The following is a 15,113-nucleotide window of genomic DNA, read 5'->3' on the forward strand; positions in this document are numbered from 1 at the left end:
TCTGGATAACCGGGGCGGGCATTCTTACCTTTAAACACTTCGACAAGAGAGGAAAGGTGTGGCAGCCAGTCTGCTGCGCTTATTTATACACAGGTGGAGGATACACGTATGTCGTTTAGTTATTATGGAAAACTTTGCACAGAAGTATATGATCTTACAAAAGAGATCGGGCAATCATTCAGTGGGGATATTGAGTTTTATCAAGAAAAGTTGAAAGATTGCAAAGGCAGGATCCTTGAGGCAATGGTCGGCTCTGGGAGGGTCATCATCCCGTTACTGGAAAGCGGTCTTAAGGTGGATGGAGTGGATGATTCAACCGAAATGCTGGCTTCATGCAGACACCGTTTTGAAGAAAGGGGTCTCCAGTCAGAGCTGTACGAATCAAAATTGCAAAATCTTGATTTGCCGCATCAGTATGAAGCTATCATCATACCGGGCGGTTCCTTCTTATTGATCGATGATCGCGGCGATTCCATGCAGGCGTTAAGGAAGCTCCATGATCACCTTGAGCCGGGTGGAAGACTCATCATGGATGTTTTTCTCCCTGACGCTCAATTTGAGACCGGGAAGGTGAGTACCTCCGTCTTCCCGCTTCCGAGTGGTGACACCATCACCATGGAGAGCAAACTCGTTGAAGTGGATTTCTTCCATCAGCATAAAGTGACTCACTTGAAATACGAAAAATGGAGAAACGGGAGTCTCATCGACACGGAACTCCAGCGCTTTGCCCTTCGCTGGTACGGAGTCGAGGAGCTCAGGCTGGTCCTGAAGGAAATCGGCTTCTCAAAAATCGACATCTGTGCAGACTTCCAGGAAGACAAACAGCCGACTGCAGCCAATCAAAAGATCGTCTATCAGGCTGTAAAGTAAAATAAATGTATATGAAGGCCCGTCCCTTAACGCTTTAACGCATTAAGGGACGGGCCTTTAAAAGGGGATGAAAGAATGGGATTTGTGGAGCATGAAGTAACAATTGAATCGAAATATGTGTTAGGGGGTACGCTCACCATTCCCGAAGGATCATCAGAGACGTACCCGGTAATCATCATGGTGCATGGAAGCGGCCCTATCGATCGGGACTCTAATGCCAAGCGGATGCCGATGAATATCTTTAAAGAGCTTAGTGCTCTGGCGGCGGAGGAAGGCTTTGCTTCGCTGCGATATGACAAGCGGGGAGTGGGTGCCAGCGGAGGTGACTTTAATGAAACAGGTGTTTACGATTTGGTCGATGATTTGCAGGCAGTTGTTAATTTCGCGAAAAAACATCCGGCTATCGACAATGAGAGAATCATCCTCCTTGGACATAGTGAAGGAACGATCCTTACACCGTTGATGAGTGATCGCGATCCAGTTGCAGGTTTGATCCTGCTGGCTCCTTGTGCTGGGCCGCTGGCTGAGACGACGAAATGGCAGCGTGAAGAAATGGTGAAAGAGGTACGCTCAATGGAAGGCTTTCAAGGCTGGCTTCTCAAAGTGTTGAAAGTCGATCAAAAAATCGTGAAGATGAACCAGCAGTTAACCGATAAGATTCTTTCCACTGATGAACCGGTCATTAAATTTAAAGGAAAGAAAATTAATGCGAAATGGAACAGAGAACACGTGGAAATTGATGTATCACAATCCTTAAAAAACGTAAATTGTCCCGTTCTGGCCATCTCAGGGACTAAAGATGTCAATGTGAAGATGAAGGACGTGGAGAAAGTGTGCGAATTGGTTACAGGAGAATGTGAGTCGCATACTATCACCGATCTCACACATGTCTTGAGAAAAACTGATGTCGAACTTTCGATGAGCAAGATACTGAACGGAAATAAAAAACTAGTGAAAAAGCCTTTAGATGAGGAAGTGAAAGATAAGGTTCGAAAATGGCTGCGTGAATTTTTAAAATAGAGCAAATTAAAAACCGGCGCGTATGTCTCGCGCCGGCTTTTATTAACTTGCTTTCCTTTTAGAATAAGTCTGCATCTGTCCAGGCAAATACTCATTAAAGTAATGATTCGTTTCCTTCACGATCACCTTATAAAGAAGAAGCAGGGCGATTAGGTTCGGAATCATCATCAAAGCGTTCGACATGTCTGCAAATGCCCAGACCAGTTCAAGATTCGCCACGGCACCCATTCCCGTCGCCACGACATAAATCAAGCGGTATGAAGCGATATAGCGATAGCCGGTCAGATATTCGAAGCATTTTTCCCCGTACATATACCAGCCGACGATGGTTGAGAAGCCAAAGAAAATAACGGAGAATGAAACGATGTATTCTCCTGCTACCCCGAGGGCATGTCCGAATGCGGCACTTGTCAAAGCACCGCCATCAAGGTCAGCGGCATGCTGGACACCTGAAATGGCACCGCCGGTCGGATCCCAGAAACCGGTGATGATCAAGACGAGTCCGGTCATCGTACATACGATGATGGTGACGATGAATGTCCCGGTCATCGCAACCAAAGCCTGTTTTACAGGGTGGTCGGTTTTCGCATTACCGGCAATAAGCGCAGCCGTACCAAGGCCGGCTTCATTTGAGAAGATTCCACGTGATACACCGCTGCGGATTGCTTCACTGATGACGATCCCGGCAAATCCTCCTGCAGCTGCAACAGGGTTAAATGCGTAATGGAAAATAAGTTTGAAAGCCGGAATGATCATGTCATAATTCAGCCCGATTATCATAAGTGACCCTCCTATATACAGGAAGGCCATGATTGGCACGAAAAACGAAGCCACCGTACTAATCCGCTGAATGCCTCCGAAAATAATCAGTGCAGTAAGCACAGCCAGTACAATTCCAGTCACCCAGTTATTGATTGAAAAGCTCGTCGTCATGACATCGGCAATCGTATTCGACTGCACGCTGTTTCCGATTCCGAGGGCAGCGAATGCCCCGAATAAAGCAAAAGCAACAGCGAGCCATTTCCACTTGCTGCCGAGCCCTTTTTCAACGTAATACATCGGTCCGCCCGAGTACTCACCGTTTTTATTTTTCACACGGTATTTCATCGCAAGCAATGCCTCTGCATATTTAGTCGCCATACCCAAGAGGCCGACGATCCACATCCAGAAGATCGCTCCTGGTCCTCCGATTGTCAAAGCTGTAGCCACACCTGCGATATTCCCGTTTCCGATTGTGGCAGAAAGAGCGGTCATCAATGTTTTAAAGTTGCTGATATCTCCTTCAGACTCTGAAGATTCCGATTTCGGTTCTTTTGTGAATGCAAGCTTAAAGGCATAAAATAATTTCTTGAATTGCAGACCTTTAAGCATGATGGTCAAAAATAAGCCTGTCCCGAACAACAGTACTAAACTTGGTGTCCCCCAAAGAAATGAATTGATCTTGTTTAGTACATCTAACATAAAATCCCCCTCATGATGTAAGCGTTTTCTGGTTGTAACCTCTACCATTATATATAGTACCACCCCCTGGCTGTCCAGTAATATGTGAAAGTTTGCCAGAGAATGAGTTTTTCGTACTACACTTTAGATGAGTGAGGGACGGCTTTTAAGGTGTCGGAATCCTTGGATTTACCTTGAGAATCGTAATTGACAATAGCCATATTGTGACAAACTTCGACACCGGTATGTTATACTAACTACTATAAGAATAGTAAACTTACATAAAAAAGGAGCAATAGCATGAGTTGGTATTTGAAAGTAATCAAGAACTATGTGAATTTTCGCGATAGAGCAAGACGGAAAGAGTACTGGATGTTCACGCTTGTCAACTTCCTTATCGCAATGGGGATCTTTGTGATTGAAATGGTTGCGGGTATAGACGGATGGTTGTATGGACTTTATTCACTATTTATCTTCTTGCCGTCACTTGCTGTATCGATTCGCCGCCTGCATGATACTGGTAGAAGCGGCTGGTGGATTTTGATCTCCCTCATCCCGTTAGTTGGAGCCATCGTGATCCTCGTATTCATGTGCCTGGAAGGTGAAAGTCAATCCAACAAATGGGGTCAAAACCCTAAATTTGGCGGAGGATACCTATAAAATGAAAGCCGCTGATACACCCGGCGTCCCTTTTTAATGAAGGGAACCGGGTGTTCTTTTATGCTTTAACGCATCGAGGGACGGGCCTTTAGTTGCATAAAGTATAATCCCAGCAATTCCCACACATACTAGAGGAGGGTGATATGATGCGAGCGAAAAGTGATGAAACCGAAAAATACAGTGATGCTATTGATAGGATGCAAGAAGGGCTGGAGGCGATGATCGAGCTCTATAATGAAATGGAAGAGGACGCCCCTTTTATTGACCTGGAGGAGGGTGTTCTTGAGGATCTGGAAAAAGCGAAGAGGATTTACGGTGAAGAATATGTGAGTAAAAAGGTCAATACAATCCTGAAAGAGGTGTTGACCTGGCTGGATTTAGAGGATGATAAGAAAAAGTAAACTCCAAGAGTATAACGGTTGCTGAAGGATAATAAGAACCCCTGACACAATGAACATGTCAGGGGTTTTCAGTTTCCTGTATTGAGATGGGGAAAAGCAGGTCTTCTTACAATCCAACCGAAATATACTTAACCTCTAGATACTCCTCGATTCCATGATGTCCGCCTTCACGTCCGAGTCCGCTCTGCTTGAATCCGCCGAACGGAGCCTGTGGAGTGGAAGGAACGCCGTCATTCAGGCCTACGATTCCATACTCGAGCTGTTCGCAGATCTCGATGCCCCTCGTGATATTTTCTGTAAATACATAAGCCGCAAGCCCATAAATGGAGTCGTTTGCGCGTTCAACAGCTTCTTCCTGTGTCTTGAACGTGGAGATGGGTGCAAGCGGCCCGAATGTTTCATCCGTCATGCACAGCATGTCTTCATTCACATCGGTAAGCACTGTAGGCTCGAAGAACAACCCAGTGCCGGCTTTTCCTCCGACGGCCACTTTCGCTCCTTTGCTGACCGCGTCGTCAATATGCTTCTGGACCTTTTCGACTGCATTTTCATCGATGAGCGGTCCGATGTCGACGCCTTCATCAAGCCCATTACCGACCTTCAGTTCTTTTACTTTCTCCACAAGCCTCTGGGTGAACTCTTCGGCTATATCCTCATGGACATATACACGGTTCGAGCATACGCACGTCTGACCGGCGTTGCGGAATTTAGAGGCGATGACCCCTTCGACTGCCTTATTGATGTCACAGTCGTCCATTACGATGGAAGGGGCATGTCCGCCAAGTTCCAGGGAAACTTTCTTGATGGTATCGGCGGATCCTTTCATCAGCTGTCTTCCAACTTCGGTCGATCCGGTGAAGGTCAGCTTTCGTACGCGTGTATCCTCAAGCCATGCTTCACCAATTGACTTCGAATCACCGGTGACGACGTTGATGACGCCTTTCGGGATACCCGCTTTTTCTGCAAGGGATGCCATTTTCAACGCGGTCAATGGTGTAAGATTGGCCGGCTTGATGACGACGGTACAGCCAGTCGCGAGGGCAGGAGCGACTTTCCTGGTAATCATCGCAGCAGGGAAGTTCCATGGCGTGATGACAGCGACGACCCCGACGGGCTGCTTCGAAACAAATAAGCGCTTATTTCGCTGCGTGGCCGGGATCTGTTCACCGTATACACGTTTTCCTTCTTCCGCGTACCAGGAGATAAAGCCATTTGCATACTGAATTTCACCAAGTGCCTCTTTCAAAGGTTTACCCTGTTCCATCGTCATTGTCCGGGCAAGGTCTTCCTTATGTTCATCGATCAAGTCGTACCATTTCCGGATGAGCTCGCTTCTTTCGTAGACGGAATGCTGGGACCAGTCGCGGAACGCATTGTAGGCTGCGTCGACTGCACTCACCGCTTCACTTTTTCCTCCTTTGGAGATCGTGGCCACAACCTCTGAAGTCGCAGGGTTGGTCACTTCCACCTTAGGTAAGTCGCTGCCGATTTCTTCACCGTTAATGAGCATATTGTAGTGTTGCATGTTCAGCCTCCTCTTCAAATGTTAAGAAATTCTCTTTATTTCATCTTCTTCTAAATCTTTAGTGAATATTTTATCATTTTCTCCTTTGAAAAACTTTTTTCCATAGATGAGTACACACAGAATGATCCCGACTGCAAAGCCCCAAGTAGCTCCTTTGGTGGCTAACACCGCACCGATGATTCCTGCAATCCCAAGATCTCTATGGCTGCGGGCTTCAAGGATACCCACCCGGACACTGACGTAACCTTGGATTAATAGAGTAAGAGCCAATGCAATTCCGAGAATAGGTTCTACTAAACTCACAATCGGAAGCAGTAGAAGCCCTGTGTTGGTCCCCCATCTGAAAGAGCCTGATCCGCCGAAGAGAGAATGCATCGCTTTTTTCCCTTCTTTGAATCGTTCGATTACGACTACCTGCATGGCTGCCCATAGGGGACCTGCCATGGTAACATCAGGGCCAAGGATACTCATGATTGTATTTCGTCCTCCGAAAATCATATGAGCCCGGTTTGGGTTATAGTCGATTTTTTCATCTTGGCGTACATCATCCGCTTCCTCAATCAGCGCCTTACTCTGCAGGACGTCACCGAATAAGACAATATATGCTGCAAGCACTGTCGGCAGAGCACTCAAAAATAACATAGCTGAAGGGAAACCAACCCCGAATACCGTATATTCACTCCAAAGTGTACCGAAATCGGGATTTATCAGTCCCCATTCAATCGTCGGCCAAGGTGCTTCACCGAATAATGGAGCAATGATGACCGCTAAAATAATGATAGGGAAAATTCCGAGTTTCCCTATTAGTCCCCATAGAGCGCTCTTGTTTTTCAGTTGATTGAAATGCTGTGAGAATATGATGTAAAATGCAATACCTACAGCTATCGAGATTGTCCATGGGAAACTTTCGAAACGGCCTCCAACCTGGAAAACAGAGATGACCGCAGCAAATCCCGCCCCCAGAATGACGCCGGATTTAATCGCCGGTGGAACAAACGATACCACTTTCTTTGCAAGACCAGTCACTCCTAAGAAAATGGAGAAGAGCCCGAGCGTGAGCTGGAAGGCAATCAGTGCGTGCACCCGTTCTTCGCCTTCTGGAAACGTTGATACATAAGCCATGATCAAAGGGATGGCGGGTGTGATCCAGCCAGGAACAACCGGATCGCCAAGTAAATGATGCGTTAAATAGAGCAAACCATTCAATAACACGACAGCCAAAGCAACTTCAAATGGCATCCCGAGTAGTTCGATCATCAATGGAATTGCGGCTAAGTCGACTGCACACATGAGCAGACCTTGTACATAGTCAGGCCACTCAAACTTATAATGGATAAATGGAAGCCTTAATTTGAAAGGTCCCATTGGAATGTATGGTGATTCCTCACCATGTTTACGATTTTTCCACATATTATATACCCCTTTTCAACAATAAATAAGACTCTTTTTCGTGTTATTTCATCCCGTGTTTTATAAAAAAGCCAGCTTAATAGGCTGCTTGATAAATTTGTTCGATTTCTTTTAGTGTCAGTTTGCGGGGGTTATTGGTTAATAGACGTTCAATCTTGCTTGCATCTTCGGCCATTCCCGGAATGTCACTTTCAGGAATGGAGAAGGCCCGTAATCCAGACGGAATATTCACCAGGCTGCACAGCCTTTTCATTGCATGAACGGTTTGATCTGCAGCATCAGCGTCCGATAAATGACTCACTTTTTCACCTAAAGCTGATCCGATATCCCGGAAACGTTCCATGCAGGAAATCTTATTCCATTCCATCACATAAGGAAGGAGCAGGGCATTGCTTACCCCGTGTGGGATATGGTAACGCCCCCCGAGTGGATAGGCAAGGGCATGTACAGCACCCACTCCTGCGTTTCCAAATGCCATGCCTGCCATCAAACTTGCGGTAGCCATGTTTTCACGTGCTTCCAAATGGGACGGGTTGGCGTATGCTTTCGGCAGATTTTCAGCGATCATTTTTATGGCATAAATCGCCAGAGCATCAGTGATTGGAGATGCGTACACCGAAATATAGGCCTCGATTGCATGGACAAGTGCATCAACACCGCTCGCGGCCGTGACAGAAGGCGGCATCGTCAAGGTCATCTCAGGTGCCACAATCGCAACATCGGGGAGCAGATAATCACTGACGATTCCTTTTTTTAGCTGAGCCTCCTTATCAGAAAGAATCGAGATATTCGTTACTTCAGAGCCGGTCCCTGCTGTAGTGGGAAGAGCTATGATCGGTGCGCCTTTCTTCGGTACAAGGTCTGTCCCTACTAAATCCTCGAGTTTTCCATCAAATGCTGCAAAAGCAGATACACTTTTGGCGATGTCGATGGCACTTCCACCTCCAATGGCAATCAGTCCATCATGAGCCCCTTCGTTGAACATATTTGTACAATCATGGACCACTGAAAATTCAGGTTCAGGTTTTACTCCTGTAAAAACCCCGAAAGTAAGCCCTTTCAAAAACGGTATGATTTGATCGACGACTCCTGCTTTCTGTAAAATTTCGTCCGTCACAATAAGAGGGTTTTGGATATCCAGGCGCTCTATTTCATTGGGGATTGCTTCTATGGCACCTTTCCCGGTAATGAGTTTGTTTGCAATTTTAAATGTGGATATTGTCATGATGACGTACTCCTTTCTTATAAATGAACTCTTTGTAAAAAGTAATGCAAGTTTTATGCCAACTTTCAGAAAAGTTAAACTAAAAGGTTTGGTATGCTGAGGGGCCAAATAAATGATTTGAAAACGAATCGAAAAAAGGAGATTTGATTAAAAAAGTAATCAAATCTCCCATTTTTTCATTTTCTGTACGATTGTTGATTGACTTACTTGTAATACTTCGGCTGCTTTGCGTGTTGTTTTATATTTCTTTAATGCTCTTGTAATTAAATTTCTTTCTACATTGTCCACCGCTTCTTTTAATGGAACGATCTCCATTTCATTTGAAAAGTCGTTTTGCTTGTTGCTTGTCCCTGAGAGCTCATGCGGCAGATCCACTGAATCTATCGTTTCGTTAGGAGATGTGACAACTAAACGTTCAATGCAATTTTTTAATTCCCGAATATTTCCGGGCCACATATATTCATGAAGGATATTCAATGCTTCAATACTAAACGTCTTGTTCATTCTATATTCTTTATTGAATTCCTGAAGAAATTGCTCTCCCAGAGGGATGATTTCTTCTTGGCGATCACGTAATGAAGGAATTTCAATGGGTACCACGTTTAAGCGATAGTATAAATCTTCCCGAAACTCACCATTCTTTACGAGATCTTTAATATTCTTGTGTGAAGCGGCAATGATTCTTACATTGATTTGTTTCAGTTTTGATGCGCCGATCGGGATGAAGGCCTGGTCCTCGATGACCTTGAGTAATTTGACTTGAAGCTCCAAAGGCAAATCACCAATTTCATCAAGGAATAAGGTGCCGTTATCAGCAATTTCCAGCAGTCCCTTTTTTCCTTTTGTAAGAGCTCCTGTGAATGCTCCGGGTTCATACCCGAATAGTTCAGCTTCGATTAGACTTGAAGGAAGGGCACTGCAATTCAGCTCCAAAAAGCTTCCTGCGGTACGGTTTGAGTGCTCGTGAATATACTTGGCAACCATTGTTTTACCGACCCCTGTTTCACCTTGAAGGAGAACCTTCGCATCCGTTTTCGCCACCCTGTCTATGATTTCGAATGTCTTCTTCATTTTTTCACTATGAAAAAATGGTGGCTGGATTGAATCGTTGGTAAAGGTAGCATTTGTGCTTTGCCTAAGATTCTTTAATTCTTGAAGCTCTTCAATTCGGAGCTTGAGTTTCAACAGTTCAGTGATATCCCTTACACTGTTGATGACATAAAGGATCTCCTTTTTTTCATTAAAAATAGGGGTTCCCGATACAATGATTTTCCGGCCGTTATGTATGGTCTGCATCAGTGTAACGGGCTTTTTTTCTTTGATTACTTGGATAGAAGCAGACTTCGAAATATACCCTTCCTTAATGATTTCCTCCATATGATAACCGATCAGCTGCTGGGGTTTCAGATTCGTAATCCGCTCATACGCCTTATTTATTTTTACCGTAATGCCATTCCCGTCTGTAATAAATACCCCGTCATAGAGGGAATTGATGATGTCAGTGAAAATATCATTTTCAAGCAGCTCGCTATATTCATTTTTGACTCTTGTCAGCTTCTTAGATGGATCCTGCCCTGCTGAAAGCTTATGTATGATTTCTCCTACCGATCGATGCAATTGTACCTCCTGGAACATCTCCTTCATATCATCCAGTGTCAAAAAGCCAATCGTTTTACCTTCCTCATCATGAACTTCCAAATACTCTTCTTCAGAAGAAGAAAACAACTCAACAGCACGTTCTAAATCATCTGAAACTCCAATCCGCATATTCAGACCCTCCAAACACAAAACCATAATCATTTTACTAATACTATCACACTTTAACGCAACGAGGGACGGGCCTTTAACATACTAAAGGACCGTCCCTGGATGTCATTCCCCGCTGCTGGTTGCAGCTGTCGCACCTGCAATCGCTGCGACGCTTGAGGACTGCTGGGCCTGGATGAGCACCTCTATGGTCGTCGACAGGTTCGTCTGAAAGATGGAAGAATTCTCGATTTGATCGCTGAGGTGGAGGATGACGGCCATCATGAGGTTCATATCCTTCTGCCAGCGGATATCAGTGTTTAATGATTCCTGTATCTTCATCACAGCAGCAATGTGATCGCTTCCGTTTGTTATAAATGCAAGCATGGCAATCTGCGGGTAGAACATCGATTTTGGCCGGATGCCTTCATCTTTTAAACGATTGAAGACCTCTGTGCAGCGCGTCACCAATACAACTGGCTCGACATCTTCATTAAGCGATAGAATGTGACTCATCGTCTGGAGGTCATTCCCTTTGTGGAAACCTGACTGATTCAACCTTTCGTAAAAATATTCGATTTGTTCAATCAGCATATCCGTATCCTGAGTTCTTTGGGCAAGCAGCATCGCCAGCGGGTAGTCACTTTGTCCGGTCAAGAAGAAATGCTTCTTTCTCATTTTTTTATAGACTTCCATCGCACGTGATGAAGTCCCGTCACTGTTTCCTTCTGCGCTGATTAGTACCATGGCGGAAATATACGTATACGCACCCATTGTAAATCCTTCGTCCACAAGCGCTTTATACGTCTGAATAAAGTCTTTGATTGATTCCTCCGGATGAAGGAAGCGAGTGTCAAGCATTGCTGCAAACGTATAGCGATGATGGGATTGAAGCGTGTTGAAGAACCCGAGTTCCTTTCTGATACGTTCAGCGATTTCGTCAAGACGGACAGGTTCATAGGTTTTATTGTTTGTCACATAGAGGGAGGCGATCATCATGATTGAACGGGCGTCGGACACCTTCCAGCGAAGACTTTTCTTCAACTCAGCATAAACGTCTTTATATATTTCGGTTTTGTTCATATCAATCACGTCCTATTGAGAAGTTGTTTCCTATACATACGAATGAAAAAATGGAAAAGTTTCGTAGGAGGTAATCTATTTCGAATTTTTGCAATAGGGGAACGGGCAGCAAATGATAAGAAAAGGTACAGACTGAAGATAAAAAACAGCCTGTGACTAAAATACAGGCTGCTCATCCTCATGATTTTCAACTAAATGCTTGAGCACCGAAAGTTTATGATTCCTGTCAAGCTGGGTGAAGGAATCATGCAGAGTATTGACGAATAGTAGAAATGGGATTTACTACAGGGTCGAGTTTTCGTATAAATGGACTGCCTGAAGAAAGGGGAGAAAGAAATGGACTATAAAATTGTAGATAGAGATTCATTCAAAGTCATTGGAAAAGGAACCAAGATAAAAACATTAAACGGTGAAAATATTAAAGAAATCCCGAAGTTCTGGAGTGAAGTGACGGCTAGCGGAGAGGGCGATGAAATTTGTCAATTTGCCGAAAATGGAGAATTGATGGGCGTATGCATGGAATTTGATCATGCCAATGAATTGTTTACTTATTTCATTGGGGCGGAAAGCCCTGAAGATAGCGGGAAATTCGATTCAATCGTCATTCCTGAAGCAACCTGGGCGGTATTCACATCAATCGGACCGATGCCCCATGCCATACAACAAGTCTGGCAGAGAATCTATTCAGAGTGGTTTCCATCAACAGGCTATGAGCATGCCGGTGGCCCTGAGTTCGAGCTGTATCCTCCCGGCAACGTAAATAATGAAGACTATCGGTGCGAAGTTTGGATCCCGATTAAAAAGAAATAATGAGCATGATAAAAGAAGCTTGAGAAAACATCCAAGCTTCTTTTTCCCTTTACTTCAACTTTTTAGAATAAATAAGGGGAGCCTCCATCGTATCACCATCCTGCCCGACCAATTCAATCAGTCCCACTTCCTCAATCCTGCCCTTGGTTAGACCGATCCGGTCGACACAATAATGAAAGGCTTTCGATAACTGTTCCGGCTCGACCTTATTGGCAAGTGTGCTGTGGGGAATCCACTGTCCGGGCTCATACAACTTATTTGCCTCCGTATTAAACGTTTCGAAGTGTTTATGGTGATGTGTATGAAAGTCCAGCAGTTCTTTCGTGGCCGTGGGGGATAGAAAAAGAGTATTGTAATTCAAGAACGAGCCAATGTGATTGAACGTGATATCGAAGCTTTTTTTATTATCATAATAAACATCCATCTGCTTGATATAGTTTTCCTTGTCGAGCTCTTTATAACTCGCGAGTGTAAGGTGAGGTCTGCCGTCCTGAACCTCATCGATGTAATAAGAAATCGACTTATCACGTAATTCTTTCCAAATATTTTTAATCAAGGTTTCTGTTTCTTCATCAAACAGAGCGGTAACCCAGAACATGTTGTAACCACCTTATTTTCTTATTGCTGAATCTAATCATCAGCTATGTATCTAAATACAAGTTACCCTATAAGGGGAAGGATAAATCTTATATATACTATTTTACGGTTAGACGAAGAAAAAGTTTCAGAGAAGCAACTTGACTGGTAATAAGAATACATGTTACTATTTAGTCACATATTACATGTGACCATTTATTCACATGAGAAAGGGTTTTCTTTTATGAATGAAGAGGAACTTTCAAGTCTGTTTAAAGCACTCGGTCATCCAATCAGACGATCTATACTGGATATTCTTAAACAATCATCCAAAACAACGGGTGAATTGAATGAATATTTCCCGGACGTTACCCGATATGCCATCATGAAGCACTTGAACATCCTTGAAGAAGGAAATTTGGTATTGGTCAAACGGGAAGGGAAATATAGAAAAAACTATCTGAATGCTGTTCCGCTTCAGGACATGCATCGCCGCTGGGTAGGAAAATATATGGAGGCAAGCGCAAGCTCGTTGCTGAATTTGCGTTCGATCGCCGAGAATAGAAAAGGAGAGGAAGACATGAATACAGAACAAAGCCGTGCTTTTAAAATTGAACAAGAAATTAAAATTAACGCTTCACGGAAAGTAGTATTTCACGCACTGACAACTAATGCAGAGGAGTGGTGGGAATTCAGGCTGGCTCCAGAAGGGGAGACATCAACTTTTACGTTCAATCCTATTCCAGGGGGCCAATTCATAGAGAAATGGGGCGACAATCAAGGAGCCGTGTGGGGAAACGTTTATTATGTGAATGCTCCCGAAGAAATCAGGATTCATGGACATTTAGGCATGCAGGGAGCAGTTAACAGTTCCTATATCTATCAGCTTGAAGAAAAGGACGGGGCTACGCTGCTTCGATTATCCCATACAGCTTCAGGTATCATTCAGGAAGACTGGGAAGAGAAACATGCAGAAGGTTGGAAGCATCTTCTGGGCACCCGATTAAAAAACTATGTAGAAAAAGAGTAATCTGGAGGAAACATCTATGGTTGATATAAAAACAGAGATCACCATTCAATGTCCGATTGAAAAGGTATCATCGTACGCTTCAAATCCGGATTACGCTCCTGAATGGTACGTCAACATCGATTCAGCCGAGTGGCTGACCGACAAACCTTTGGCCCTTGATTCTCAAATCGCCTTTAAAGCAAAGTTTTTGGGGAGAGAGCTGGCTTATGTTTATAAAATTGAAGAATATATCCCCGGGGAAAAATTGGTCATGAAAACAGCTAATGGTCCATTCCCTATGAAAACAACCTATACTTGGGAGAAGCTGGGGCAAAAGGGTACGAAGATGACATTAAGAAACCAGGGGGAACCCAGTGGTTTTTCAAGAATCTTCACCCCGTTTATGTCAACGCTCATGAAAAAAGCAAATCAGAAAGATTTAAAGAAAATTAAACAGATACTCGAAAACTAAATCATTTGCAGCTCCTTTCTGTTAAGAAGGGAGTTTTTTGTATTTTGGTCAGTGATAAAACCGACAAATATTGTTCCACGCTCCAAAGTACTATAAAATCAAACATAGGAACATTGATGGGGTGAGAATTGTTGAAATATAAACGTATTAAACCGCGTAAGATTTATGAGGAAGTGGCCGAGGCTCTGATCGATATGATCAAGTCAGGACAATTGAAAAGCGGGGACAAACTTGAATCGGTTCAGCAGCTGGCTGAAAATTTTCAAGTCGGGCGTTCCGCTGTTCGTGAAGCATTGAGTGCACTGCGAGCAATGGGATTAGTGGAAATGCACCAGGGTGAAGGGACGTATGTTCGTGAATTTGACAGCAAAATGCTGTCGCTTCCCGTTTACATAGCTGTATTGATGAAAAAGGATGATGTAAAGAATCTTTTAGAAGTGCGACGCATCCTGGAAGTGGGAGCAGTTCTGGCCGCTGCCGCAAGAAGGACGGACGAGCAGCTTGCTGAAATAAAGGAAGCCCTTGATCAAATGGAAGCTGCCAATGACCAGGAGCTGGGAGAAGAAGCCGATTTCCGTTTTCACATGGCCATTGCCAAGGCTTCCCAGAATGAATTGTTGATCGGGCTGATGAACAATGTATCCGAAATGATGGTCACGACGATGCGCGAAACACGCAGATTGTGGCTTTACTCGGAAAAGTCCACACTTGATCGTCTGTGGAAAGACCATCAGCAAATCTACCAAGCCATCGAGGCCCAAGACGGAAACGAAGCACAGAATGTGATGCTCGATCACCTGCAAAGTGTAGAAGAAGTTCTCATGAACTATTTCGATGACATGGAAGAATAATCTTGAAGGCCCGTC

15 protein-coding genes are annotated in these 15,113 nt (G+C 44.2%); 8 read left to right on the plus strand and 7 right to left on the minus strand.

Annotated elements, in window-relative coordinates; all coding sequences use genetic code 11:
• Positions 1-108: 108 nt before the first annotated feature.
• Together ACXAFV_RS12455 and ACXAFV_RS12460 are read left to right on the plus strand one after the other, a co-directional pair.
• On the plus strand, positions 109-870 hold the full coding sequence (locus ACXAFV_RS12455; protein WP_475126857.1) for a class I SAM-dependent methyltransferase: 762 nt from the start codon (positions 109-111) through the stop codon (positions 868-870).
• A gap of 75 nt (positions 871-945) precedes the next feature.
• Entirely contained in the window at positions 946-1,890 is a 945-nt protein-coding gene (locus ACXAFV_RS12460) for an alpha/beta hydrolase (RefSeq protein WP_475126858.1), read from the plus strand.
• Between the two features lie 42 nt (positions 1,891-1,932).
• Here ACXAFV_RS12460 and ACXAFV_RS12465 read toward each other — a convergent pair whose 3' ends face one another.
• Complete coding sequence (locus ACXAFV_RS12465; RefSeq protein WP_475126860.1) at positions 1,933-3,351, minus strand: alanine/glycine:cation symporter family protein; 1,419 nt, start codon at positions 3,349-3,351, stop codon at positions 1,933-1,935.
• 279 nt (positions 3,352-3,630) lie between these two features.
• Here ACXAFV_RS12465 and ACXAFV_RS12470 point away from each other — a divergent pair, with 279 nt between their 5' ends.
• The gene (locus ACXAFV_RS12470; protein WP_475126861.1) at positions 3,631-3,990 is read left to right on the plus strand and encodes a DUF805 domain-containing protein; all 360 of its coding nucleotides are present in this window, start codon (positions 3,631-3,633) and stop codon (positions 3,988-3,990) included.
• A gap of 146 nt (positions 3,991-4,136) precedes the next feature.
• Positions 4,137-4,391, plus strand: a complete 255-nt coding sequence (locus tag ACXAFV_RS12475) for a hypothetical protein (protein WP_475126862.1) — start codon at positions 4,137-4,139, stop codon at positions 4,389-4,391.
• A 106-nt stretch (positions 4,392-4,497) separates the two neighbouring features.
• Here the strand turns inward: ACXAFV_RS12475 and ACXAFV_RS12480 are convergent, their stop codons facing one another.
• The 5 genes from ACXAFV_RS12480 to ACXAFV_RS12500 all read right to left on the minus strand — a co-directional run bounded on the left by ACXAFV_RS12480 (position 4,498) and on the right by ACXAFV_RS12500 (position 11,380).
• Positions 4,498-5,916 carry an NAD-dependent succinate-semialdehyde dehydrogenase gene (locus tag ACXAFV_RS12480; protein WP_475126864.1) on the minus strand — a complete coding sequence of 473 codons (1,419 nt, stop codon included), beginning with the start codon at positions 5,914-5,916 and terminating at the stop codon, positions 4,498-4,500.
• Between the two features lie 21 nt (positions 5,917-5,937).
• Entirely contained in the window at positions 5,938-7,326 is a 1,389-nt protein-coding gene (locus ACXAFV_RS12485; protein WP_475126865.1) for a hypothetical protein, read from the minus strand.
• A 76-nt stretch (positions 7,327-7,402) separates the two neighbouring features.
• Positions 7,403-8,551 carry an iron-containing alcohol dehydrogenase gene (locus ACXAFV_RS12490; protein WP_475126867.1) on the minus strand — a complete coding sequence of 383 codons (1,149 nt, stop codon included), beginning with the start codon at positions 8,549-8,551 and terminating at the stop codon, positions 7,403-7,405.
• Between the two features lie 159 nt (positions 8,552-8,710).
• Entirely contained in the window at positions 8,711-10,318 is a 1,608-nt protein-coding gene (locus ACXAFV_RS12495; protein WP_475126868.1) for a sigma-54 interaction domain-containing protein, read from the minus strand.
• A 105-nt stretch (positions 10,319-10,423) separates the two neighbouring features.
• Entirely contained in the window at positions 10,424-11,380 is a 957-nt protein-coding gene (locus ACXAFV_RS12500) for a DUF4003 family protein (RefSeq protein WP_475126870.1), read from the minus strand.
• Between the two features lie 336 nt (positions 11,381-11,716).
• Here ACXAFV_RS12500 and ACXAFV_RS12505 point away from each other — a divergent pair, with 336 nt between their 5' ends.
• Positions 11,717-12,190, plus strand: a complete 474-nt coding sequence (locus tag ACXAFV_RS12505) for a GyrI-like domain-containing protein (protein ID WP_475126872.1) — start codon at positions 11,717-11,719, stop codon at positions 12,188-12,190.
• Between the two features lie 49 nt (positions 12,191-12,239).
• Here ACXAFV_RS12505 and ACXAFV_RS12510 read toward each other — a convergent pair whose 3' ends face one another.
• Positions 12,240-12,788 carry a 2'-5' RNA ligase family protein gene (locus ACXAFV_RS12510; RefSeq protein ID WP_475126874.1) on the minus strand — a complete coding sequence of 183 codons (549 nt, stop codon included), beginning with the start codon at positions 12,786-12,788 and terminating at the stop codon, positions 12,240-12,242.
• A gap of 222 nt (positions 12,789-13,010) precedes the next feature.
• On the opposite strand from ACXAFV_RS12510, the gene ACXAFV_RS12515 reads away from it, so the two are divergent.
• From ACXAFV_RS12515 to ACXAFV_RS12525, 3 genes are all read left to right on the plus strand, one after another.
• The gene (locus ACXAFV_RS12515; protein WP_475126876.1) at positions 13,011-13,796 is read left to right on the plus strand and encodes an SRPBCC domain-containing protein; all 786 of its coding nucleotides are present in this window, start codon (positions 13,011-13,013) and stop codon (positions 13,794-13,796) included.
• A 16-nt stretch (positions 13,797-13,812) separates the two neighbouring features.
• Entirely contained in the window at positions 13,813-14,247 is a 435-nt protein-coding gene (locus ACXAFV_RS12520; RefSeq protein WP_475126878.1) for an SRPBCC family protein, read from the plus strand.
• A 131-nt stretch (positions 14,248-14,378) separates the two neighbouring features.
• Entirely contained in the window at positions 14,379-15,098 is a 720-nt protein-coding gene (locus ACXAFV_RS12525; protein ID WP_475126879.1) for a FadR/GntR family transcriptional regulator, read from the plus strand.
• Positions 15,099-15,113 lie beyond the last annotated feature (15 nt).

Source organism: Rossellomorea sp. ABR4_012, assembly GCF_056159545.1.